Annotated in this window: 26 protein-coding genes; 14 read left to right on the forward strand and 12 right to left on the reverse strand. The window is 61.0% G+C overall.

From position 1 onward, the window contains the following. Window positions 1–25: 25 nt before the first annotated feature. Both KUA23_RS08885 and KUA23_RS08890 read left to right on the forward strand, forming a co-directional pair. Window positions 26–319 (forward strand): hypothetical protein, encoded by a 294-nt coding sequence (locus tag KUA23_RS08885; protein WP_010211879.1) that lies wholly within the window; start codon window positions 26–28, stop codon window positions 317–319. A 73-nt stretch (window positions 320–392) separates the two neighbouring features. Further along, window positions 393–1361, forward strand: a complete 969-nt coding sequence (locus KUA23_RS08890; protein WP_078047546.1) for a L,D-transpeptidase family protein — start codon at window positions 393–395, stop codon at window positions 1359–1361. A gap of 122 nt (window positions 1362–1483) precedes the next feature. Here the strand turns inward: KUA23_RS08890 and oprI are convergent, their stop codons facing one another. Next, window positions 1484–1735 carry an outer membrane lipoprotei OprI gene (gene oprI / locus KUA23_RS08895; RefSeq protein ID WP_003172710.1) on the reverse strand — a complete coding sequence of 84 codons (252 nt, stop codon included), beginning with the start codon at window positions 1733–1735 and terminating at the stop codon, window positions 1484–1486. Between the two features lie 613 nt (window positions 1736–2348). Here oprI and KUA23_RS08900 point away from each other — a divergent pair. Next, on the forward strand, window positions 2349–2630 hold the full coding sequence (locus tag KUA23_RS08900) for a GNAT family N-acetyltransferase (RefSeq protein WP_003189869.1): 282 nt from the start codon (window positions 2349–2351) through the stop codon (window positions 2628–2630). Between the two features lie 64 nt (window positions 2631–2694). Here KUA23_RS08900 and KUA23_RS08905 read toward each other — a convergent pair whose 3' ends face one another. Together KUA23_RS08905 and KUA23_RS08910 are read right to left on the reverse strand one after the other, a co-directional pair. After that, window positions 2695–3771 (reverse strand): 3-deoxy-7-phosphoheptulonate synthase, encoded by a 1077-nt coding sequence (locus tag KUA23_RS08905; protein ID WP_016975370.1) that lies wholly within the window; start codon window positions 3769–3771, stop codon window positions 2695–2697. Between the two features lie 131 nt (window positions 3772–3902). Further along, complete coding sequence (locus KUA23_RS08910; RefSeq protein ID WP_252993792.1) at window positions 3903–4337, reverse strand: PilZ domain-containing protein; 435 nt, start codon at window positions 4335–4337, stop codon at window positions 3903–3905. Here KUA23_RS08910 and KUA23_RS08915 point away from each other — a divergent pair. From KUA23_RS08915 to cysB, 5 genes are all read left to right on the forward strand, one after another. After that, window positions 4336–4722 (forward strand): YbbN family protein, encoded by a 387-nt coding sequence (locus tag KUA23_RS08915; protein WP_078047548.1) that lies wholly within the window; start codon window positions 4336–4338, stop codon window positions 4720–4722. The genes KUA23_RS08910 and KUA23_RS08915 overlap by 2 nt on opposite strands. Next, entirely contained in the window at window positions 4719–5681 is a 963-nt protein-coding gene (locus KUA23_RS08920; protein ID WP_346356392.1) for a putative 2-dehydropantoate 2-reductase, read from the forward strand. The genes KUA23_RS08915 and KUA23_RS08920 overlap by 4 nt, the downstream gene beginning before the upstream one ends. A 14-nt stretch (window positions 5682–5695) precedes the next feature. Next, a complete protein-coding gene (locus KUA23_RS08925) occupies window positions 5696–6601 on the forward strand; it encodes a 5'-nucleotidase (protein WP_099492394.1) in 906 nt (301 codons plus the stop codon). Window positions 6602–6671: 70 nt separating this feature from the next. Beyond that, the gene (locus tag KUA23_RS08930) at window positions 6672–7172 is read left to right on the forward strand and encodes a universal stress protein (RefSeq protein ID WP_078047551.1); all 501 of its coding nucleotides are present in this window, start codon (window positions 6672–6674) and stop codon (window positions 7170–7172) included. A 103-nt stretch (window positions 7173–7275) separates the two neighbouring features. Beyond that, on the forward strand, window positions 7276–8250 hold the full coding sequence (gene cysB, locus KUA23_RS08935) for an HTH-type transcriptional regulator CysB (RefSeq protein ID WP_012722988.1): 975 nt from the start codon (window positions 7276–7278) through the stop codon (window positions 8248–8250). 121 nt (window positions 8251–8371) lie between these two features. On the opposite strand, the gene KUA23_RS08940 is transcribed toward cysB, so the two are convergent. Continuing rightward, the gene (locus KUA23_RS08940) at window positions 8372–8854 is read right to left on the reverse strand and encodes a GreA/GreB family elongation factor (RefSeq protein ID WP_078047552.1); all 483 of its coding nucleotides are present in this window, start codon (window positions 8852–8854) and stop codon (window positions 8372–8374) included. A 6-nt stretch (window positions 8855–8860) separates the two neighbouring features. Beyond that, entirely contained in the window at window positions 8861–9229 is a 369-nt protein-coding gene (locus tag KUA23_RS08945) for a hypothetical protein (protein WP_078047553.1), read from the reverse strand. 132 nt (window positions 9230–9361) lie between these two features. On the opposite strand from KUA23_RS08945, the gene earP reads away from it, so the two are divergent. Together earP and KUA23_RS08955 are read left to right on the forward strand one after the other, a co-directional pair. Then, a complete protein-coding gene (gene earP, locus KUA23_RS08950; protein WP_252993793.1) occupies window positions 9362–10495 on the forward strand; it encodes an elongation factor P maturation arginine rhamnosyltransferase EarP in 1134 nt (377 codons plus the stop codon). 49 nt (window positions 10496–10544) lie between these two features. Then, window positions 10545–11117 carry an elongation factor P gene (locus KUA23_RS08955; RefSeq protein WP_003172723.1) on the forward strand — a complete coding sequence of 191 codons (573 nt, stop codon included), beginning with the start codon at window positions 10545–10547 and terminating at the stop codon, window positions 11115–11117. Between the two features lie 65 nt (window positions 11118–11182). Here KUA23_RS08955 and KUA23_RS08960 read toward each other — a convergent pair whose 3' ends face one another. From KUA23_RS08960 to KUA23_RS08975, 4 genes are all read right to left on the reverse strand, one after another. After that, the gene (locus KUA23_RS08960; RefSeq protein ID WP_078047555.1) at window positions 11183–12199 is read right to left on the reverse strand and encodes an alpha/beta hydrolase; all 1017 of its coding nucleotides are present in this window, start codon (window positions 12197–12199) and stop codon (window positions 11183–11185) included. A gap of 28 nt (window positions 12200–12227) precedes the next feature. Further along, window positions 12228–12647 carry an organic hydroperoxide resistance protein gene (locus KUA23_RS08965; RefSeq protein WP_010176159.1) on the reverse strand — a complete coding sequence of 140 codons (420 nt, stop codon included), beginning with the start codon at window positions 12645–12647 and terminating at the stop codon, window positions 12228–12230. Window positions 12648–12911: 264 nt separating this feature from the next. Continuing rightward, on the reverse strand, window positions 12912–13364 hold the full coding sequence (locus tag KUA23_RS08970; protein ID WP_078047556.1) for a MarR family winged helix-turn-helix transcriptional regulator: 453 nt from the start codon (window positions 13362–13364) through the stop codon (window positions 12912–12914). A gap of 80 nt (window positions 13365–13444) precedes the next feature. Next, window positions 13445–14395 carry a LysR family transcriptional regulator gene (locus KUA23_RS08975; protein WP_252993794.1) on the reverse strand — a complete coding sequence of 317 codons (951 nt, stop codon included), beginning with the start codon at window positions 14393–14395 and terminating at the stop codon, window positions 13445–13447. Window positions 14396–14503: 108 nt separating this feature from the next. Between KUA23_RS08975 and KUA23_RS08980 the strand changes: the two genes are divergently transcribed. Then, a complete protein-coding gene (locus KUA23_RS08980; RefSeq protein ID WP_078047557.1) occupies window positions 14504–15253 on the forward strand; it encodes a sulfite exporter TauE/SafE family protein in 750 nt (249 codons plus the stop codon). On the opposite strand, the gene KUA23_RS08985 is transcribed toward KUA23_RS08980, so the two are convergent. Beyond that, window positions 15243–16124 carry a LysR family transcriptional regulator gene (locus KUA23_RS08985; protein ID WP_252993795.1) on the reverse strand — a complete coding sequence of 294 codons (882 nt, stop codon included), beginning with the start codon at window positions 16122–16124 and terminating at the stop codon, window positions 15243–15245. The genes KUA23_RS08980 and KUA23_RS08985 overlap by 11 nt on opposite strands. A gap of 70 nt (window positions 16125–16194) precedes the next feature. On the opposite strand from KUA23_RS08985, the gene KUA23_RS08990 reads away from it, so the two are divergent. Both KUA23_RS08990 and KUA23_RS08995 read left to right on the forward strand, forming a co-directional pair. Further along, window positions 16195–16401, forward strand: coding sequence for a DUF1127 domain-containing protein (locus KUA23_RS08990; protein WP_177409465.1), 207 nt, complete (start codon window positions 16195–16197; stop codon window positions 16399–16401). A 45-nt stretch (window positions 16402–16446) separates the two neighbouring features. Next, the gene (locus tag KUA23_RS08995; RefSeq protein WP_252993796.1) at window positions 16447–17676 is read left to right on the forward strand and encodes a winged helix-turn-helix domain-containing protein; all 1230 of its coding nucleotides are present in this window, start codon (window positions 16447–16449) and stop codon (window positions 17674–17676) included. A gap of 98 nt (window positions 17677–17774) precedes the next feature. Here the strand turns inward: KUA23_RS08995 and KUA23_RS09000 are convergent, their stop codons facing one another. Continuing rightward, the gene (locus tag KUA23_RS09000; RefSeq protein ID WP_252993797.1) at window positions 17775–19121 is read right to left on the reverse strand and encodes a class II 3-deoxy-7-phosphoheptulonate synthase; all 1347 of its coding nucleotides are present in this window, start codon (window positions 19119–19121) and stop codon (window positions 17775–17777) included. 124 nt (window positions 19122–19245) lie between these two features. On the opposite strand from KUA23_RS09000, the gene KUA23_RS09005 reads away from it, so the two are divergent. After that, window positions 19246–20001 (forward strand): spermidine synthase, encoded by a 756-nt coding sequence (locus tag KUA23_RS09005; RefSeq protein WP_078047561.1) that lies wholly within the window; start codon window positions 19246–19248, stop codon window positions 19999–20001. A gap of 101 nt (window positions 20002–20102) precedes the next feature. Here the strand turns inward: KUA23_RS09005 and KUA23_RS09010 are convergent, their stop codons facing one another. Continuing rightward, entirely contained in the window at window positions 20103–20894 is a 792-nt protein-coding gene (locus KUA23_RS09010) for a crotonase/enoyl-CoA hydratase family protein (RefSeq protein ID WP_099492399.1), read from the reverse strand. Window positions 20895–21307: the final 413 nt, after the last annotated feature.

Genomic DNA, 21307 nt, shown 5'->3' on the forward strand with positions numbered 1-21307 from the left:
GCGCCCCCCCGATTTGGAGCCCCTGATGTCGCGTCCTGCCTGGTCCCTGTTTAACTACCAACTGATCGAGCCGGACGAGCAGCTGGATCTGTTCGCCTGCCAGGAAGTGCGGGTGCATCTGGTGGCGCGTCAACTGGAACTGGGCGGCTCCATCGATCGCACGTTGTGCGGCACCCTATTGCCGGCGCAACCGCGTTGGTCGCGGGTGGATCGTTCGATCTTCCAGGACCAGCGCCTGTGCCCGCTGTGCCGGGCCATCCTGGAGTCGCAGAAACGTGGCACGCCGCCGATCTGGCCGGAGCTGCGTTTCGAGCTGTAGGGGGCAGCTAGAAGCGCGCTTCACGTATACAATCGTCTTTTACCTACCCGTCGTTCTGCGAAGGATTTTCCGGATGTTGTCGCGCCTTTCCGTCGTCACCTGCTGCCTGTCCCTTGCTGCACTCTGTGCGGCCGGTTCTGCGTCAGCCCTGCAGTTGCCCTTGCCACCACCGGGTGAAGACATCGTCGGTCAGGTCCAGGTGATCAAGGCCAAGTACGAAGACACCTTCGCCGACCTGGGCACCACCTATGACCTGGGGTACTCGGAGATGGTCGCGGCCAACCCCGGCGTGGATGCCTGGTTGCCGGGCGCGGGTACCGAGATCGTGCTGCCGACGCGTTTCATCCTGCCACCCGGTCCTCGGGAAGGCATTGTGATCAACCTGGCGGAATACCGGCTCTATTACTTCCCCAAGGGCCAGAACGTGGTCTACACCTTCCCGCTGGGGATCGGTCGTGAGGGCTGGGGGTCGCCCATCGCCCACACCAGCATCATTGCCAAGACGCCCAACCCGACCTGGACACCGCCAGCCTCGATCAAGGCCGAGCACGCCGCCAATGGTGACCCACTGCCCAATGTGGTGCCAGCCGGCCCGGACAACCCATTGGGCCCGTTCAAGTTCACCCTGGGCACGCCGGGTTACCTGATCCACGGTTCCAACATGAAATTTGGTATCGGCACGCGTACAAGCCACGGCTGTTTCCGCATGTTCAACAACAACGTGCTGGAGATGGCCGGCATGGTGCCGGTGGGGACGTCGGTGCGCATCATCAACGATGCCTACAAGTTCGGTCGCAGTGGCGGCAAGGTCTACCTTGAAGCGCATACGCCGTTGAATGATGACGGGACCCCGTCGGTGGTCGACAAACACACCGCCGTCATCAACGCTTTGCTCAAGCGTGAAGACTTGGCCAACCAATTGCGCGTGAACTGGGACCAGGTGCGTGACGTGGTTGCGGCGGAAGACGGCTTGCCGACGGAAATCGGCGTGCCTGGCGCAGCCTCGGTGGCCGCTAGTGCGCCGATCGATCTGCAGCAGTAACGCTGTTTGATCAACAGCCCGCTACGGCGGGCTTTTTATTGCCCGCGATTCGGGCACAAACCCCAGGCAATAAAAAAGCCGACCCATAAATGGATCGGCTTGATAACAACCCCGAAGGATTATTACTTGCGGCTAGCTTTTTCAAGCATACGCAGAGCGCGCTCGTTAGCTTCGTCAGCAGTCTGTTGTGCTTTTTGAGCAGCAGCCAGAGCTTCATCAGCTTTACGGTAGGCTTCGTCTGCACGAGCCTGGGAGCGAGCTGCTGCGTCTTCAGTTGCAGTCAGACGTGCTTCGGTTTCTTTGGAGACGCTGCTGCAACCGGTAGCCAGAACTGCGGCCAGAGCCAGTGCAGAGAATTTCAGAACGTTGTTCATCGTGTTCCCCTTCAAGGACTTTCTATTAGATGGCTAGTTCGCCCAGAGTGAGCCAATAGCCGGCGTACATACTACCCATTACTTGTAGTAAGTAAACTGACGTAGCGCAAGAAGCAAAAAAAATTCTCGCGTCGAATCTATTTTGGCTAATCTTTTGGAGGTTTGTATAAAAACCGTCCAATTTTTTTCATACAGGCGAAAATTGGATCCAGGCTGAAAGAGCCGGCCCGCATGTGTTAAGCCCTGTAAACAGATGAAAATTTATATATCCGTGCTGACACTTACGTTCAGCGTGGCTTTGCGTTGTCCTGCATCTTTTACGCATGTAGAGGTGACTTTAAGAGCGCCTGTTCGTCTTAAGGTTCAACTGCCGGCAATGTTCAGGCTTTCGATCATCGGTTGATCGGAGCCCTTTCTATATCCACCAGCGGCAGGGGATGACGAGTGCGCCTTGAGCAATTGCAGGATTGGTGCCTACTATTCCCTACGTGCTGGTTGTGAGCGCTCAGGGTTTTCTCGTTGTCGAAACCGGCACGGGGTGGCGTAGATGTTCCTTCGCCGGAAAAACATCGGTAAGGTAGGGGTCAGAAACCAAGACCCGCGAGGAGTAGTGATGAGCGAGGCGTTGTCCATCCACCATGACCAGGCTGGTCATCAGTTCGAGACCAATGTGGACGGTCATCGTGCCTATCTGACCTATATGGACCTCGGCAAACAGACCCTGGATATCTATCGGACCTTCGTGCCCAACGCATTGCGGGGCCGTGGTATCGCGGCGGCATTGACCGAGGAAGCCTTGAAGTTCGCCGAAGAGGCAGGCTACACGGTGATCCCGTCCTGCTCCTACGTCGAACGCTACATGGAGCGCCACCAGCGCCATGCCGCGAAGCTGTAAACCGTAAATAGCAGCATGAAAAACGCCGGGCTTAGCCCGGCGTTTTTGTGTGCGCAGTTTAAAGTCAGGTGCGTTTGCGTTTAGGCAGAACGTCCTTGAGCTTGGCATGCATGCTGCGCAGGGTGTTTTCGGTGGCGGCCCAGTCGATGCAGGCATCGGTGATCGATACGCCGTACTGCAAGTCGGCCAGGTCTTTTGGAATCGCCTGGCAACCCCAATTCAGGTGGCTCTCGACCATCAGGCCGATGATCGACTGGTTGCCTTCCAGGATCTGGTTGGCCACGTTTTCCATCACCAGCGGCTGCAGGGCCGGGTCCTTGTTGGAGTTGGCGTGGCTGCAGTCGACCATGATGTTCGGCTTGATCTTGGCCTTGTTCAGCGCCTGTTCGCACAGGGCAACGCTGACCGAATCATAGTTGGGCTTGCCATTGCCGCCGCGCAACACCACGTGACCGTAGGCGTTGCCCTTGGTGGTGACGATGGACACGCCACCTTCTTGGTTGATACCCAGGAAACGGTGCGGGCTGGACACCGACTGCAGCGCGTTGATCGCCACGGTCAGGCCGCCATCGGTGCCGTTCTTGAAGCCCACGGCCGAAGACAGGCCGGACGCCATTTCGCGGTGGGTCTGGGATTCGGTGGTGCGTGCGCCGATGGCCGACCAGCTGATCAGGTCCTGCAGGTACTGCGGGGAGATCGGGTCCAGGGCTTCGGTGGCGGTGGGCAGGCCCATCTCCGCCAGGTCCAGCAACAACTGACGACCAATGTGCAGGCCGTCCTGGATCTTGAACGAGTCGTCCAGGTACGGGTCGTTGATCAAGCCTTTCCAGCCGACGGTGGTGCGCGGTTTTTCGAAATAGACGCGCATCACCAGGTAGAGGGTGTCGGACACTTCCGCCGCCAGCACTTTCAGGCGCTCGGCGTACTCGTGGGCAGCCTTGAGGTCGTGGATCGAGCAAGGCCCGATGACGACGAACAGGCGGTGGTCGGTGCCGTCGAGAATGTCACGGATGACTTCGCGGCCCTTGGTGACGGTCTGCAGGGCAGCGTCGCTCAGAGGGATTTCGCGCTTGAGCTGATCGGGCGTGATCAGGGTCTCGTTGGATTCGACGTTTAGGTCATTGATCGGTAAATCAGCCATCGTGTTACTCGTCAGGGTCACGGGTGCCGGCCGCCAGCCATCCCCGTGCGGCGGAGCACAGCATGATTTGAATGCAGGGGGGAGGAACCTTAGCGCGTAACACGGGCCCGCCACAATGGGCAAAGCCCGCTTTAATCCAGCGCTGGCGCCACAAAGGCCTCATGGGAGAACTCGTTGGCATGGCGCGATACCCACTCACGTGCCAGGGCTTCGAGTTGCTGGGGTGTCGGTTCGGCATCTTCGTGCTGGCGGCAGTAGCGCTCTATCCGGCATGCTTGCTCACCCATGCGTGCACCGAACAAGGCATGTTCGTCGGTAAACGAGATACCGACGCGGTAGCCGGTTTCCACCTTGCGGCACCACGCCACGTAGCCAGGATAACGCGCGCTGGCACCCAGGGAAGGAATGTGCAGATCAACCGCAGTGCCTTCGCGCCAGGCAAGTGGCCAATGGCAGGCGATGCCGCCCAGGCCGCTGATGTGCAGGCGTTGGCGGGGGATAGCAGGAGAGGGGCGTTGGATTAACTCGACAGCGACATCATCAGGGTGAGGTAAAAAACGACCCATGTACACGGACTCCGAGCACCGTCCAATTGACGGCGGTGGCAGCAGTATAGTGAAGGAACTGGAATTGACCGACCTGGATATTGACCAGCAATTGCTGGGATTGCCAGGTATTTCGCTCGTTGTGTTTACGAGCCATGGGTGTTCCAGTTGCCGGTGGGCGCGCCAGCAGTTGCCGGGGTGGCCGTTGCCAGTGGACCGGCTGTGTTGGGTGGACGCCGGGCATAACGGCGGGGCGGTTGAACGCTACCAGATCTTTCATTTGCCGGCGCTGTTCGTGGTGTGCGAGGGTCAATTCCTTGGGCAAATACAGACACGTCTTACGCGTGACGACATTTCTGATGCAGTAAAACAGGCACTCACCCGTCCACCTGAGGATTTGCCATGACAGCAGTTACACCCCAGTCGCCACGGATCGGCATTGTCGGCACCGGTGCCATCGGTGGTTTCTACGGCTTGATGCTGGCACGCGCCGGTTTCGATGTGCACTTCCTGTTGCGCAGTGAATACGCGGCCGTCAGTGAGCACGGCCTGCACTTGAACAGCACGGTGCATGGCCCGTTGCACCTGCACCCGGTGCAGGCTTACGCCCGTGCTGCCGATATGCCGCCGTGCGACTGGCTGCTGGTGGGCACCAAGTCGACCGGCAACGTCGAACTGGCCCCGACCCTCGCCCAGGTGGCGGCGCCGGGTGCCAAGGTGGTGTTGCTGCAAAATGGCCTCGATGTCGAAGACAGCCTGCGTGAACACCTGCCAGCGTCGCTGCACCTGCTCGGTGGCCTGTGCTACATCGGCGTGCACCGTTCGGCCCCCGGCGTTATCGAGCATCAGGCGTTGGGCCGGGTCAACCTGGGTTACCACAGTGGCACGGCGGCCAATGACGAAGCCCTTCAAAAGGCCATTGTCGAAGCCGGTGCCGCGCTGTTTCACCAGGCCGGCATCGAGTCCCAGGCCATGGCCAACGTGCATCAGGCCCGTTGGCACAAACTGGTGTGGAACGTGCCCTACAATGGCCTCTCGGTATTACTGGGCACCGGCACCACGGCCATGATGGCGGACGAGTCCAGCCGCGAACTGATCCAGGCGCTGATGGCCGAAGTGGTGCAGGGCGCCCGCGCTTGTGGTCATGACATCCCCCAAAGCTACGCCGAGCAGATGTTTACCATGACCGAAACCATGGACGACTACCTGCCGAGCATGTACCACGACCATGTGCACAAACGCCCGCTGGAACTGGCGGCGATCTATGCCCGGCCACTGGCAGCTGCCAAGGCTGCCGGTTGCGAACTGCCGCGAATGCAGGCGGTGTACCAGGCCTTGAGTTTTATTGATCGGCGTAACCGCTGAGTAGGGGAGGCACCATGGCAAAAGGCTTGGGCGACAAACTGGTGCTGGCGATCTCGTCGCGGGCACTCTTCGACTTGAGTGAAAGCCACAAGGTCTACCTGGCCGAAGGGGTCGAGACCTACCGCCAGTACCAGATCGAACACGAGGAGGAAATCCTCGAGCCCGGTGACGCCTTCCCGCTGGTCAAGAAGCTGCTCAGCCTCAATGCCAGCCTCGGCCGCGCCCGGGTCGAAGTGGTGCTGGTGTCGCGCAACAGTGCCGACACCGGCCTGCGCGTGTTCAATTCAATCCAGCATTACGGCCTGGATATTTCCCGCGCCGCTTTCGTAGGCGGGCGTAGTCCTTATCCTTATTTGGCGGCCTTTGGCTGCCATCTGTTTCTGTCGACCCACGCCGAGGATGTGCGCAGTGCCCTCGATGCGGGGTTTGCGGCGGCGACGATTCTGTCGGGCGGCCCGAACCGCGCCTCCAGTGAAGAACTGCGCATTGCCTTCGACGGCGACGCGGTGTTGTTTTCCGATGAGTCGGAGCGTGTGTACCAGGCCGGTGGCCTGGCAGCGTTCCAGGCCAATGAGCGGGAGGCGGCGCGCCAGCCGTTGCACGGCGGTCCTTTCAAGGGGTTTCTGGCGGCACTCAACTTATTGCAGCGCGAGTTTCCCGATGAGGCCTGCCCGATCCGCACCGCCCTGGTCACTGCCCGTTCGGCGCCGTCACACGAGCGGGTAATTCGCACGTTGCGTGAATGGGATATCCGCCTGGACGAGTCGTTGTTCCTGGGCGGCCTGGAGAAATCCGCGTTCCTGGAGGCGTTTGCCGCCGATGTGTTTTTCGATGACCAAGCCGGGCATTGCGAGAAAGCCATGGAGTTTGTCGCCACCGGGCACGTGCCCCATGGCATCAGTAACGAGGTGAAGATCTAAGTCAATCCAAGACGCCCGGGCGCTGCTAAGCTGATTTCATCTCCGCCATCCTGGCCGTCCAGGAGGTCTTATGATTCGTTCGATGCTGTACGCCACGGACCTCGGCCTGTATGCGCCTTATGTGATGCAGCATGCGCTGGCGCTGGCGCGGACGTTCAAGGCGGACCTGTATGTGATTCACGTGGTCGAGCCCATCGGGCTGTTCGCCGAATCGGTGTTACAGAGCTACCTTGATGAGAAGGCCCTGAGTGAATGGCAAAGCCAGGGGGTAACCACGGTAATGGCGACGATCGAACAGCGGGTGCTGGACAGTTTTCGCGAGGAGTTGGGGGACGGGGAGCAAGACCTGAAGTTGATTCGCTCGGTACGGGTGATCCAGGGGGACCCGTGTGAGGTGATACTCGACCAACTGCGCAAACTTTCCGTCGACCTGTTGATCGTAGGAAGTCATAGCCATGCAACTGCGGCGGCCACCCCGTTGGGGCGCACGGCTGCACGGGTGCTGCAGTTGTCTACGGTGCCGGTTTACCTGGTGCCTTCGTTGCAACGTCGACGCAGTGATGACGTGTGATGGGTAAAAACGATAAAAAGTTCTAGATTTATCCATCGAACCTTTAATATAGTTATATACCGTCGCTGATACCCGTGGCGTCTATCTGCTTTGAGGGACACATATGAAGCTTCAACAACTGCGCTACATCTGGGAAGTGGCGCACCACGACCTCAACGTTTCCGCTACCGCTCAAAGCCTCTACACCTCGCAACCCGGTATCAGCAAGCAGATCCGCCTGCTCGAAGACGAGCTGGGCGTAGAAGTGTTCGCGCGCAGTGGCAAGCACCTCACCCGCGTCACTCCGGCCGGTGAGCGCATCATCACCACCGCTGGCGAGATCCTGCGCAAAGTCGAAAGCATCAAGCAGATCGCCCAGGAATTCTCCAACGAGAAGAAGGGCACCCTGTCCATCGCTACCACCCACACCCAGGCGCGTTATGCGTTGCCGCCGGTGATCCGCGACTTCATCAAGCAATACCCCGACGTTGCCCTTCACATGCACCAGGGTTCGCCGATGCAGATCGCCGAGATGGCCGCTGACGGCACCGTCGATTTCGCCATCGCCACCGAGGCCCTGGAGCTGTTCGGTGACCTGGTCATGATGCCGTGCTACCGCTGGAACCGTTGCGTGGTTGTGCCGCAAGGTCACCCATTGGCCAAGCTGCCGAAGCTGACCCTGGAAGCCCTGGCTGAATACCCGATCGTGACCTACGTGTTCGGTTTCACCGGCCGTTCCAAACTTGACGAAGCCTTCAGCCATCGCGGCCTGACGCCAAAAGTGGTGTTCACCGCAGCCGATGCCGACGTGATCAAGACTTACGTGCGCCTGGGCCTGGGCGTGGGTATCGTCGCCAAGATGGCGGTCGACACTGCCCTCGACAAAGACTTGGTGGTGCTCGATGCCAGCGAACTCTTCGAGTCCAGCGTGACCAAGATCGGCTTCCGTCGTGGCACGTTCCTGCGTGGCTTTATGTGCGATTTCATCGAGAAGTTTGCGCCGCACCTGACCCGCGAAGTCATGGCCAAAGCGATCCAGTGCCACAACAAGCAAGAGCTGGAAGAGTTGTTTGATGGCGTTGAGCTGCCCGTCCATTAAGTGAATGAATGCGATCCACTGTAGGAGCGAGCTTGCTCGCGAAAATCGTCAACGATAACGCAGGGGGCCAGGATTCACCCGGCGTGCTTGCGTTCTTCGCCAGCAAGCTCGTTCCTACAGGTTATTTGGCGTCGGTAACCGTGAAGTGTTGCCGGGCGCCTGCCACCAGAATCTCCACCTCATCGCCTTCGAACTTGCCCAGCAGGCTCTTGCCCAGCGGCGAGCGCGGGGTGATGACAGTCACCGGTTGCCCGACCACGTCCACTTTCAAGCCCGCCGCATCCGGCGCCAGGAACAGCCATTGCTGGCGACCGTTCTCATCCTCCAGGCCCAGTAGCGCGCCGATCTCTATGCCCCGCTGATCGTCGTAGGGCCGCAGTGTCAGGTTCTGGCACAGCGCGAGCGACTGCTTGATCTCCTCGACACGCTTGGCTTGCCCGGCCGCCAGGTAGGACGCTTCTAGCCCTAGGGTGTCGTACTTGTTCTCGGCGATGTTTTCTTCGTGGGTCGCGGTTTCGTAGGCGGTCTGCGCGGCACGTTGGGCGATGTCGAGATCGACGCTGAGCTTTTCCAGGATCAACAGGTGGACGGCGTGTTTATTCATTGGTCATCAATCGCAGAATTGCAGGACATTGGCCCGGGTCTTTTCGTTGGGGGCGTTCTGGTCCTGTTGCAGCCAGAACTGGCATTTGGGGTTGGACAGGTTGCGCGCATTGTTGCGAGCCTGGTCCAGGCGTTGTTGCTGCTCCTGCTTTTGCAGGTTCTGCTGGTATTGCTCGAACAGGCGATTAGGCGGTTCAGGCGCCACAACCTCAGGCTTGCCCAATTGCTGCACCGCCTGGGCCACCGGCGCCAGGCTCTGCGGGAACAGATAGCGCGACGCCAGCCAGGTGGTAAGCACAATAGCGATAAACCCCAGCCACACGCCAAACGCGATAGCGGCACTGAGCTTGAACAGCGACAACGGACGATCAGACATGATGGCCTCCTGGCAGGCATTGACGGCGTGGCGGCGATTGTCGCACAGCCGCTGCGCAGAATAATCGCGATCAAGCCTTCTGCATCCGTGCATTTATGCGGACAATCGAGCCTTTGAGCGTTGGAGCCCGGAATGAAAGCCCGCTGGGATATTTTTTGCAGCGTCGTCGACAACTACGGCGACATCGGCGTGACCTGGCGCCTGGCCCGGCAGTTGGTGGCGGAGCATGCCTGTGATGTGCGCTTGTGGGTCGACGACCTGCGCGCCTTCGAACGCATGTGCCCGGACATTGATGTGCAGCAAGACCTGCAATGGCAGGAAGGCGTCGAAGTGCGGCATTGGCCGTCAGAGTGGGTACAGGCGTCTGCGGCGGATGTGGTGATTGCCGCGTTCGCCTGCCAGTTGCCGCCGGACTACATGGAAGCCATGGCTGCACGTGAACGCACGCCATTGTGGATGAACCTGGATTACCTCAGTGCCGAAGAGTGGGTGGTGGGTTGTCACAGGTTGCCGTCGGTGAAGTTCAAGGGCGTGCAGAAGTACTTCTTCTTCCCAGGGTTCCGAACCGGCACCGGTGGCCTGCTGCGCGAAGCGGGGTTGCTGGAGCAGCGTCGGGCGTTTCAGCAGGATGCCAGTGCGCAGCAAAGCTTCCTGCATGCCTTGGGCGTGTCTCCTACAATGGGTGCGCGGCTGATCTCACTGTTTGCCTATGAAAATGCCGGGCTGGCCAGTTGGCTCGAGGTGTTATCGACGGACGGACGTGCCACTCATCTGCTGGTGCCCGAGGGGCGCATCCTTGGCGATGTGCAGCGCTGGCTCGGCGTGGATCGGTTGGCAGCGGGGGATATCCACGAGCGCGGATCGCTGACCGTGCAGGTCATCGCATTCGTGCGCCAAGAGCAATATGACCGCCTGTTGTGGTGCTGCGACTTCAATGCCGTGCGCGGCGAAGACTCCTTCGTGCGCGCCCAGTGGGCCGGCCGGCCGCTGCTGTGGCACATCTATCGGCAGGACGAAGACATCCATCTCGACAAGCTTGATGCCTTCCTTGAGCTGTACACCGCCGACTTGTCGCCGGCGGCAAGGGCGGCCTTGATCGGGCTCTGGCAAGCGTGGAACACCGAGGCCGATATGGTTCAAGCGTGGAAAATGCTGCTGGAGCACTGGCCGGAGGTGAGCCAGCGCGCCGAAACATGGTGTCTGGAACAGGGCTTGCAGGCCGATCTTGCGACGGCGCTGGTGAAGTTTTATGAAAGTTGGATATGATACGCCACCTTGAATTTTGTAAATCCCATCCAAATTTCGGATATATGCAATGAAAACTGGTAAAGAACTGAAACCCGGTACAGTGATCCGTCTCGAAAACGACCCTTGGCTGGTTCAGAAAGCTGAGTTCACCAAGTCTGGTCGTAACAGCGCAATCATGAAGACCAAGCTGAAGAACCTGCTGACCGGTTACAAGACCGAGATCGTCTACAGCGCCGATGACAAACTGGACGACGTGATCCTCGACCGCAAAGAAGCGACCCTGTCCTTCATCAGCGGCGACACCTACACGTTCATGGACACCACCGACTACACCATGTACGAGCTGAACGCTGAAGATATCGAAGCCGTTCTGCCGTTCATCGAAGAAGGCATGGAAGACGTCTGCGAAGCTATTTTCTTCGAAGAGCGCCTGGTTTCCGTAGAGCTGCCGACCACCATCGTGCGTAAAGTGGCCTACACCGAAGGTTCCGCTCGTGGCGACACGTCGGGCAAGGTGATGAAGCCTGCCAAGCTGAGCAACGGTACCGAACTGCAAGTGGCCGATTTCATCGAAATCGACGACCTGATCGAGATCGATACCCGCGAAGGTGGTTCGTACAAAGGTCGCGCCAAGAAGTAATTCTGGCCCTGCCGATACGAAAAAAAGCCCGACCTTGAGTCGGGCTTTTTTGTGGGCGTTACGTTTTACTTCAGGTGTTGCTTCAGCTCATCCGAGGCCTGGAGCAATGCTGAGCGCACGGCTGGCACCTGGCTGATCACGTTGAGCAAACCGTAGTCGTGGATCATGCCGTTGTAGCGCACGGCGGTCACCGGCACACCGGCGGCATCCAGCTGGCGGGCATAGGCCTCGCCTTCATCACGCAGCACGTCGGCACCAGCAGTCTGGATCAGCGCGGGCGGCAAGCCCTTGAGCTGGTCCGTCGTTGCCCGCAGCGGCGAGGCGTAGATCTCGGCGCGCTGGTTGGCGTCGGTGGTGTAGTTGTCCCAGAACCACTTCATCATGTTCTTGGTGAGGAAGTGCCCTTCGGCGTACTGGTTGTAGGACCCGGTGTCGAAGTTGGCATCGGTCACCGGCCACAACAGCAGCTGGAACTTGATCGCCGGCGTGCCCTTGTCCTTGGCCATCAGGCTGACCACCGCCGCCATGTTGCCGCCGACACTGTTGCCGGCTACCGCCAGGCGCTTGCCATCGACGTTGATCTCTTTACCGTGCTCGGCCACCCATTTGGTTGCGCCGTAGGCCTGGTTGATGGCCACCGGGTAGTGCGCTTCCGGCGAAGGTGTGTAGTTGACGAACACCGCCACCGCCCCCGACCCCACGACCAGATCCCGCACCAGGCGTTCATGGGTCGGGTAGTCCCCGAGCACCCAGCCGCCGCCGTGGAAGAACATGAACACAGGCAAGGTGCCCTTGACTCCGGCCGGACGCACGATGGTCAGGTCGAGCGGCTTGCCATCGACCTGGATGGTCTTCTGGCTCACGTCCGCCTTGGGCAGCGTCAGCTTCACACCGGCCTGGGCGCCGGTCAGTACGGCACGGGCATCCTTGGGCGTCAGCTGTTCCATCGGTTTGCCGGTGCCTGCGTTCAACACATCCAGGAACGCCTGGGTGTTGTGCTCGACTTCACCGGTCGCCGCGAAGGCGTTGCTGATGGACAGGGCGAGCAGGGTGCCGGTGAGCGCTTTACCAATTGTGTTCATTTCGTTCTCCAGGGGCGGCCAAGGTCATTTAGACGGTCACGTGCAGGCGTACATCGACGTTGCCACGGGTGGCGTTGGAGTACGGGCAGACTTGGTGAGCGGCGTCGACCAGGCTTTGCGCGTCGTCCTGGGCCAGGCCCGGCAGGCTGATGTGCAGGTCGATATCCAGGCCGAAACCACCGGGGATCTGGCCGATGCCGACGTGGGCAGTGATCGAGGCGTCATCCGGGATTTTGCGTTTGGTCTGGCTGGCGACGAATTTCAGGGCGCCGATAAAGCAGGCCGAGTAGCCGGCAGCGAACAGTTGTTCAGGGTTGGTGGCCTGGCCCCCGGCACCGCCCAATTCTTTAGGGGTGGACAGTTTGACGTCGAGGATGTTGTCGCTGGAAACAGCACGACCATCACGGCCGCCGGTGGCGGTAGCTACTGCGGTATAGAGCGTTTGCATGGTGTTTTCCTCTTGGGTTTTTAGCGCTAAATGTTTGCGCGCTAAGTAGTTGGTGAGATGAATGTATAGCGCTAATGTTTAGCGCGCAAGATAAATTTTAAAATTTTTCTGAAGACAATGAATTCCGAAAACACCGCTTAACGAAAGTGGGAGCTGGCTTGCCTGCGATTGCGGTGTATCAATCAGCGCATGGATGACTGATCTATCGCGATCGCAGGCAAGCCAGCTCCCACAGTTTAGACAGGCGGTGTCTGGTTTAACGTGTCAAACGCTGGCTTGCAGGTTGGCGCGCAAGGCAATCAGGTCGCCTTGCAACTTGCGCAATTGCTCCAGCTCCAGGCCGCTGGCGCCGAGGATGCACTGCGGAATACCCATGGCCTTGTCTTGCAGGGCACGGCCGGCGGCCGTCAATTCAACGACCACCACCCGTTCATCCTCGCGGCTACGGGTACGGCTGAGCAGGCCTTCGGCTTCCAGGCGCTTTAGCAGGGGGGTGAGCGAGCCCGGATCGGTCAGCAAGCGGCTGCTGATTTCGCCGACGGTCAAACCATCCTCTTCCCACAGCACCATCATGGCCAGGTACTGCGGATAGGTCAGGCCGAGTGCTTGCAACAGCGGCTTGTAGACCTTGGTCATCAGCAGCGAGGTGGAGTGCAGGGCGAAGCACAGCTGGTTGTCCAGCATCAGCGATTCGCAGGGATCAGGGTTCTTGCTCATGGCGGTACCTCGAAAAAGCGTGTCTGGGCTGGAATCTAGCGGGCAAATCTTTAATGCGCCAGATAATTCTGTCCGAGCGGTCAGGCCAAGCCACTTTGCAGGGCCAGGTCCCACGGCGGCACGGGGCTGAACCGGGTTTTCAGGTATTCCAGCAACAAGCGGCTGCGCGCATTGGGCTGCTGTTCCAGGCGCAGCGCATAGATCCCGGTGGTCTCCGGGCTGGGCAGGCCGTTTTCGCAAAACAGCGGCAGCAGTTCACCGCGCACCAGGTACTCACTGGCAAGCCACGTGGGCAAGTGCGCGATGCCCAACCCCGCCAGGGCACCCGACAGCAAGGCTTCGGCATTGTTGGCGCTCATGCGGATGCGTCGCGGCCGATAGGTAGCACGGCGCCCATCCAGCTCGAAGCGCCAGGCGAACATCGGCGCCAGGCCGTCCCAGTCCAGCCCGTCGTGCTCGCTCAACTCCAGAGGATGGGTGGGCGTGCCTCGGCTTTTCAGATACGCCGGGCTGGCGCAGGCGATGCGCACGATGCTCGCCAAGTGCGTGGCGATCAACCGCGTGTCGACGATATGCCCGGCGCGCAGCACCAGGTCCACCTTGCCCAGGTGCGCGCCCTGCATGTCCACAAAGCTGTCGATCAAATGCAGGTGCACATCCAGGCCGGGGTACACGTTGAGGAAGTCCGCTATCACCGGCGCCAGGTGCCGTCGACCAAAGGCCGCGGGCGCGTCCACTCGAATCAGGCCCTCCGGTGCGTGGCTGAGGGATACCGCCTCGGCCCGCGCCAATTGCAACTCGCTGACAATCCGTCGCGCCCGTTCGGCAAACGCCAAACCTGCCGGGGTCGGCACCATCGCGTGGGTGCTGCGCTGGAACAGGCGGCTGCCCACTGAATTTTCCAGGCTGTCGATGCGCCGAGCCACTGCAGAGGGCGTCAGCGGATGGCGGCGGGCGGCGGCAGAAAAGCTGCCGGTTTCCAAGACATCGAGAAACAGGCCCAGTTGATCAGTCAGGGTATTGGGGTTCATCAAACGCTGCTTATGCAAGATTGGCACAGCCATTGTGCGTTGCTGTGCGTTTCCGCGCCAGAGCCGACTGCGTAGCATGCGAGGCCTGGGATTGCGGAGAAACAAGCGGTGTTGGATTTAGCGATGTACCTGGTGTTGGGCGCGGCCCTTGGCACGGTGGGCGGCCTGTTTGGCATTGGCGGCGGGCTGATTGCAATCCCGGTGCTGGGTGTGTTGTTCGGCTTGGACCAGCAACTGGCCCAAGGCACGGCGCTGGTGATGGTGGTGCCGAATGTGATGCTGGCGCTGTGGCGCTATCACCAACGCAACCGCATTGAACTGCGGCATGCGCTGCCGTTGGGCGTCATGGGGTTCACCTTTGCCTGGCTCGGGTCGATCTGGGCGGTGGGCCTGGACGCGGGGGCGATGCGCATCGGCTTTATCGCTTTTTTGCTGACGCTTTCAGCCTACAACCTGCTGCGCATGTTCACCCGCAACGCGCCGCCGACCGCCCAGATGCGTTATTCCTGGCCGTGGCTCGGGGTACTCGGTGCCGCCTCCGGCTCCATGGGGGGGCTGTTTGGCGTCGGCGGCGCGGTGGTCGCAACGCCAGTGCTGACCAGTCTGTTCGGCACCACCCAAGTGGTTGCCCAAGGCTTGTCCCTGGCCTTGGCATTGCCCAGCACGGGCGTGACATTGGTGACCTACGCCTGGCACCAGGAGGTGGACTGGATGATCGGCGTGCCGCTGGCCGTCGGCGGTTTGCTCAGTATCAGCTGGGGCGTGAAGGTCGCCCACGCGCTGCCGGAGCGCGTGCTGCGTGGCCTGTTCTGCGGCTTCCTGGTGGTGTGCGCGGTGATGCTGACCTTTAAAGTCTGAAGCCTTCGAGGATGTATTCTGCCAGGCATTCGGTGATGGGCGAGGTCATCGCCGGGTTGCGCAGCAAGCGCAGATTCATCGACGGCAGCGGGGGGAAGCCTTCTTCGCTGCCGAGGACGCGCAGGTCTTCGGTAACCAGGCTTTCCATGCTGACCATCACCGCCAGGCCGGAACTCACCACGGCCTGGATCGCCGCCACATTGGAGCTGTGGTAGGCCAGCCGGTAGTCGCGCCCGGCAGCGTCCAGAGCTGCGCGGGTCCACTGGGTGCAAAAGCTGTCGACGCCGGAAATCGCCAACGGTAATGCATCGTGCTCGTCCACACAGAAGCACGGCGCCGCCACCCAGACCATGCGCTCGGTGCGCAGCAATTCGCCGATCTCGTTGCCGGGCTCACGGCTGATCACGGTCAGCGCCAGGTCGCGGCGCTGCATCAATACGTTCGACGCCTCGCAGTGCATCTCGATCTGGATCAGCGGATACGCCTTGGAAAACCGTTTGAGAATCCCCGGCAGGAAACGCATCACGTAGTCGTCCGGCGTGCCGATGCGCACCAACCCGACCATGTGCGGTTCACGCAGGGTGTTGAACACTTCGCTGTGCAGTTTCAGGATGCGCCGCGCGTACCCCAGCAGCACCTGGCCTTCGGGCGTCAGCCGTACCTGGCGACCATCACGCTCGAACAGCTTGCGCTGCAACACGTCTTCTTCCAGGCGTTTCATCTGCATGCTCACCGCCGACTGGGTGCGGTTGACCAGCTCGCCAGCTCGGGTGAAACCGCCCTGGTCGGCGATGGCGACGAAGGTGCGCAGCACGTCAGTGTCGATACTCGGGTAGCCGGACAATTGATCAATCTCCGAGATGTATTGCATAAGAAACATTCGTTGGATTGATCTTAAGCCCAGGCACACACTTGCGCCATCCCCACTGGAGGGCGAGAAGATGAAAGGTCAAAGAGGTTTTGTGTTGATGGCGAAACGTCCGTTTGCCGGGCTGTTTCACAAGATTGCCCGTTGGCAGGCGCTGCATGAGGAGCGCCAGATGCTGGCGACCTTGAGTGATGATGCGCTCAAGGACATCGGTCTCAACCGTGGCGATGTGGAGCAGGAGCGCCACCTGCATTTCTGGCAAGACCCGCTGCGAAAATGACCCAGGATGCAGTAGGGTAGTCGGCGAGCATCCACGGAGAACCCCATGCCCGCCGACCTGTCGTTTTCACTCAAACAAGCTCGACGCATGGCACTGGCGGCCCAGGGTTTTTCCGGGCGCCAGGCGCCTGCCCTGATCAAGGCTGCGCACCTTAATCGCATGATCGAACGCCTGGGCGTGTTGCAGATCGATTCGGTCAATGCCGTGGTGCGCTCCCATTACCTGCCGCTGTTTTCCCGCCTGGGCCATTACTCCCCGCTGATACTTGAACAAGCCGCCTGGAGCCAGGGGCGGCGGCGTTCGCTGTTCGAATATTGGGGGCATGAGGCGTCGCTGTTGCCAATGGCGCTGTACCCGCTGATGCGCTGGCGCATGGAGCGGGCCAAGCAGGGCCAGGGCATTTATTCGCAAATGGCGCGCTTTGGGCGTGAGCAACAGGCGACGATTCAGCGCGTACTGCAGACGGTTGAGCAACAAGGTGCGCTGGGTGCCGGCAGCTTGTCGACCCGCGAGGAACGCGCCGGCCCGTGGTGGGACTGGAGCGACGAGAAACACGCGCTGGAATGGCTGTTTGCCGCCGGCCTCGTCACGGTTGCGGGGCGGCGTGGGTTTGAGCGGCTCTATGATTTGCCGGAGCGGGTCATTCCCGGCGATATCCTGCATGCCACTGTCACAGAGGCCGAGGCCCAGCGCGGTCTGCTGCTGCACAGCGCGACGGCCTTAGGCGTGGCGACCGAGAAAGACCTGCGCGACTACTTCCGCCTCGATCCGGCCGACAGCCGCCACCGCCTCGCTGAACTGGTGGAGGACGGGCAGTTGCAGGTCTGCCAGGTGCAAGGCTGGAAACAACCGGCGTATTGCCTGCCCGAGCCGAAAGTGCCACGCAACGTGCCGGCCAGCGCATTGCTGTCGCCGTTTGATTCGCTGGTCTGGGAGCGTGCGCGTACCGAGCGCCTGTTCGATTTCCGTTACCGCCTGGAGATCTATACGCCACAAGACAAACGGGTTTACGGCTACTACGTGCTGCCGTTTCTGCACAACGAACGTATCGCGGCGCGCATCGACCTGCGTGCCGAACGCGCCAATGGACGCCTGGCGGTGCATGCGGTGCACGAAGAAGAGCCGGGGCTGGATGAGGATGGGATGCAGGCGCTGGCGCAGAACCTGTTACAAATGGCCGACTGGCTGGGGCTGGAACAGGTACAGCTCAATTGCCAGCGGCCGAGTGGCGACCGGTTGCGGGTGGCGATGATCACTCGGGGCAGTGCTCTCTAGGACGCCATCGCGGGCAAGCTCGGCTCCCACAGGGGGACGCGGGCAGCGGTGGGAGCCGGGCTTGCCCGCAATGGCGTCAGAACAGGCGACTTAACGTCTTAGCGTTTGACTTGTTTCAACGTCTCGGCAATCAGGAACGCCAATTCCAGCGACTGATCGGCATTCATCCGTGGGTCGCAGTGGGTGTGGTAGCGGTCCGACAAGCCATCCTCGGTGATCGGCCGCGCGCCGCCGATGCATTCGGTGACGTTCTGCCCGGTCATCTCGATGTGAATCCCGCCGGCATAGCTGCCCTCGGCCTGGTGCACCTGGAAGAACTCCTTTACCTCGCCCAGGATTTGCGCAAAGTCGCGGGTCTTGTAGCCGCTGCTGGCCTTGATGGTGTTGCCGTGCATCGGGTCGGAGCTCCACAGCACCTGCTTGCCCTCGCGCTGCACCGCGCGAATCAGGTTGGGCAGGTGGTCGCCGACCTTGCCGGCGCCCATGCGCGCGATCAGATTTAGGCGGCCCGGGTCGTTGTCCGGGTTGAGGATGTCGATCAGGCGGATCAGGTCATCCGGGTTCATGCTCGGGCCGACCTTGACCCCGATCGGGTTGTTCACCCCGCGCAGGAACTCGACGTGGGCACCGTCCAACTGACGGGTACGGTCGCCGATCCACAGCATGTGCGCCGAGCAGTCGTAGTAGTCGTTGGTCAGGCTGTCACGGCGCACGAAGGCTTGTTCGTAGTTGAGCAGCAGCGCTTCGTGGGCGGTGAAGACGCTGGTTTCGCGCAGTTGCGGCGAGCTGTCCATGCCGCAGGCGCGCATGAAAGCCAGGGTTTCGTCGATGCGGTCGGCCAGTTGGCTGTACTTTTCGGCCAGGGCGGAGTTGGCGATGAAGTCCAGGTTCCACTTGTGCACCTGGTGCAGGTCGGCAAACCCGCCCTGTGCGAAGGCACGCAACAGGTTCAGGGTGGCGGTGGACTGGTGGTAGGACTGCAGCAGGCGGTCGGGGTCCGGCACGCGGCTTTTTTCGTCGAAACCGATGCCATTGACGATATCGCCACGGTAGGCGGGCAGGGTGACGCCGTCGATGGTTTCATCGTTGGCCGACCGCGGCTTGGCAAATTGGCCGGCCATGCGCCCGACTTTGACCACCGGGCAGCCGGCAGCGAAAGTCATCACGATCGCCATCTGCAGCAGCACCTTGAAGGTGTCGCGGATCTTCGCGGCGGAGAACTCGGCGAAGCTCTCGGCGCAATCGCCGCCTTGCAGCAGGAACGCGCGCCCCTGGGTCACCTCGGCAAACTGGCGGCGCAACTCGCGGGCTTCACCGGCAAACACCAGTGGCGGGTAGCTGGCCAGGTTCTGCTCCACTTGCAACAAGTGCGCAGCGTCCGGGTACTGGGGTTGTTGCTGGATCGGCAGGGCGCGCCAGCTGTCGGGGCTCCAGGGTTGGCTCATCATGAACTCGATTGGCTGATTGACGGTCGGGCGCCAATGTTATCAGCAATTAGTGCGTGACCTGTTGCCGCCGGTTGGCCGACAATCGCGCCTTTGCCGTGCGGTAAACCCCTTAGGAGTAGTGATGACCGAGGAGCGTGTCGAGCGCCTGCTCGCCGAAGTCCATGATGATTTCGGCATGATCCGTGTGCTCGAAGTGGCCGATTACCGTTTTCTCGAGTTTGGCGACGCCATCGAGCAAAGCTGCGTGTTCACCGCTGACCCTAGTTGGCTGGAGTACGACTACACCCGTGCGATGCTGATTGGTGCGTTGTGCCATGCGCAACCGGAGAGCGCGCTGTTCCTCGGCCTGGGCGCCGGCACGCTGACCCAGGCGTGCCTGAAGTTCCTGCCGCTGGAAGATGTGGAAGCCATCGAACTGCGCCCCGATGTGCCGCGCCTGGCCATCGAATACCTGGGGCTCGACGACGATCCGCGGCTGTACATCCGCATCGGTGACGCCCTGCAATTGCTCGACAGCGCCGAGCCGGCCGACCTGATTTTCGTCGACCTCTACACCGACGTCGGCCCAGGCGTCGGCCATCTGGCGTGGACCTTCCTGGAAAACTGCCAGAAAAAGCTCAACCCCGGCGGCTGGCTGGTGATCAACCAGTGGGCCACCGACGATGGCAAGCCCCTGGGGGCGGCGTTGTTGCGTGGGTTGTACCACCGGCATTACTGGGAGTTGCCGGTGAAGGAGGGCAATGTGATTCTGCTGGTGCCGTCCGAACTGGACCAGGAACTGGAAATGGATGCGCTCTCGGCCCGTGCCGAAGCGTTAGCGCCGAGGTTGGGGTACTCGTTGCAGCCGTTGATCAAGGCGATTCGGCCCGCAACCTAGTTGCTTGTTCGGACGCCTTCGCGGGCGAGCCCGCTCCCACAGGGGCATGCACTTCAAACTGTGGGAGCCGGCTTGCCCGCGAAGCGGCCGCTACTGCCAATTCAAATGCCCTTGAACACCCCAGGCCGCTTCTCGATCATCGCCCGCACACCTTCCTTGGCATCTTCACTGTTAAGCAGCTTATCCACCATCGGCGGCAACGCGGCCGCCGCCACGGTTTCACCCTCCATGCGCGCCAGGCGCGCCGACATCAACGTCGCCTGCACACCCAGCGGTGCCTGGCGGGCAATGCGGTTGGCCAGTTCGACGGCGCGGGGCAGCAGGTCTTCGCTGGCCATCACTTCTTGCACCAGGCCCAGGCGCAAGGCGTCATGGGCATCGAACTCATCGCCAGTGAGCAGCCAGCGCATCGCGTTGCCCCAGCCGGCGATCTGGTGAAAGCGCAACGTCGCGCCGCCGAACGGAAAGATCCCGCGCTGGACTTCCATCTGCGCAAAGCGCGTGTTGCTGGCGCAAAGATTGATATCTGCGGCCAACATCAGCTCGATGCCGATGGTGAGGCAGTAGCCCTGGGCCGCGACGATCACCGGTTTGCTTACCCGCGGGCCGGCGAACACGCCCCAAGGGTCGCAGCCCCCCAGCGGCGGTTGCCAGCCGCCTGCCATCACACTACTGACATTGGCCAGGTCCAGCCCGGCCGTGAAGTGATCGCCATGGGCAAACACCACGGCCACCCGTGCGTCGTCATTTCGATCAAATTCGCCATAGGCCAGGCTCAGTTCATTGAGCAGGTCCAGGTCGAAAGCGTTGCGCTTGGCCACCCGGTCCAGGCCCAGCATCAGGACATGGCCCTGGAGTTCACGGCTGACGCGGCTGCTGCTGGCTTGATTCATGGGGTGTGCCCTCGGGCGCGGGGAAGGGTTTCGGACCAAAGGGTCGGAAAGGTCAGGTGAACCGTTTAAGCTTTGCGACCAACAGGGCCGGGCCTTTGAAAAATAGACCCTGGCGCAGTTATCTGCAAAGGCTGTGACGCAGCGCGGTTTATCGGCGCCTGGCGATAAAAAAAGCTCCCTTTTTCAGCTATTTCCGGTATAGTGCGCGCCGGCCTTTAACCGGGCCGCGTTTAGGTAGCGCAATTCCCCGAAGTCAGCTTCGGCTGCACGTCCGCACAGCGGACTCTCCCTTGACGAATCTTTTTCATTCATTCGTTTTCGCAAATCCCCGCCGACAAAGCAGCCAGGGCGACTCTTGAGTCTCAACACGGCATGCGCAGCTTTGGAGCATGGGTCTTTGCGGATGCACTTAG

The sequence above is a fragment of the Pseudomonas pergaminensis genome, assembly GCF_024112395.2.
Taxonomy (GTDB): domain Bacteria; phylum Pseudomonadota; class Gammaproteobacteria; order Pseudomonadales; family Pseudomonadaceae; genus Aquipseudomonas; species Aquipseudomonas pergaminensis.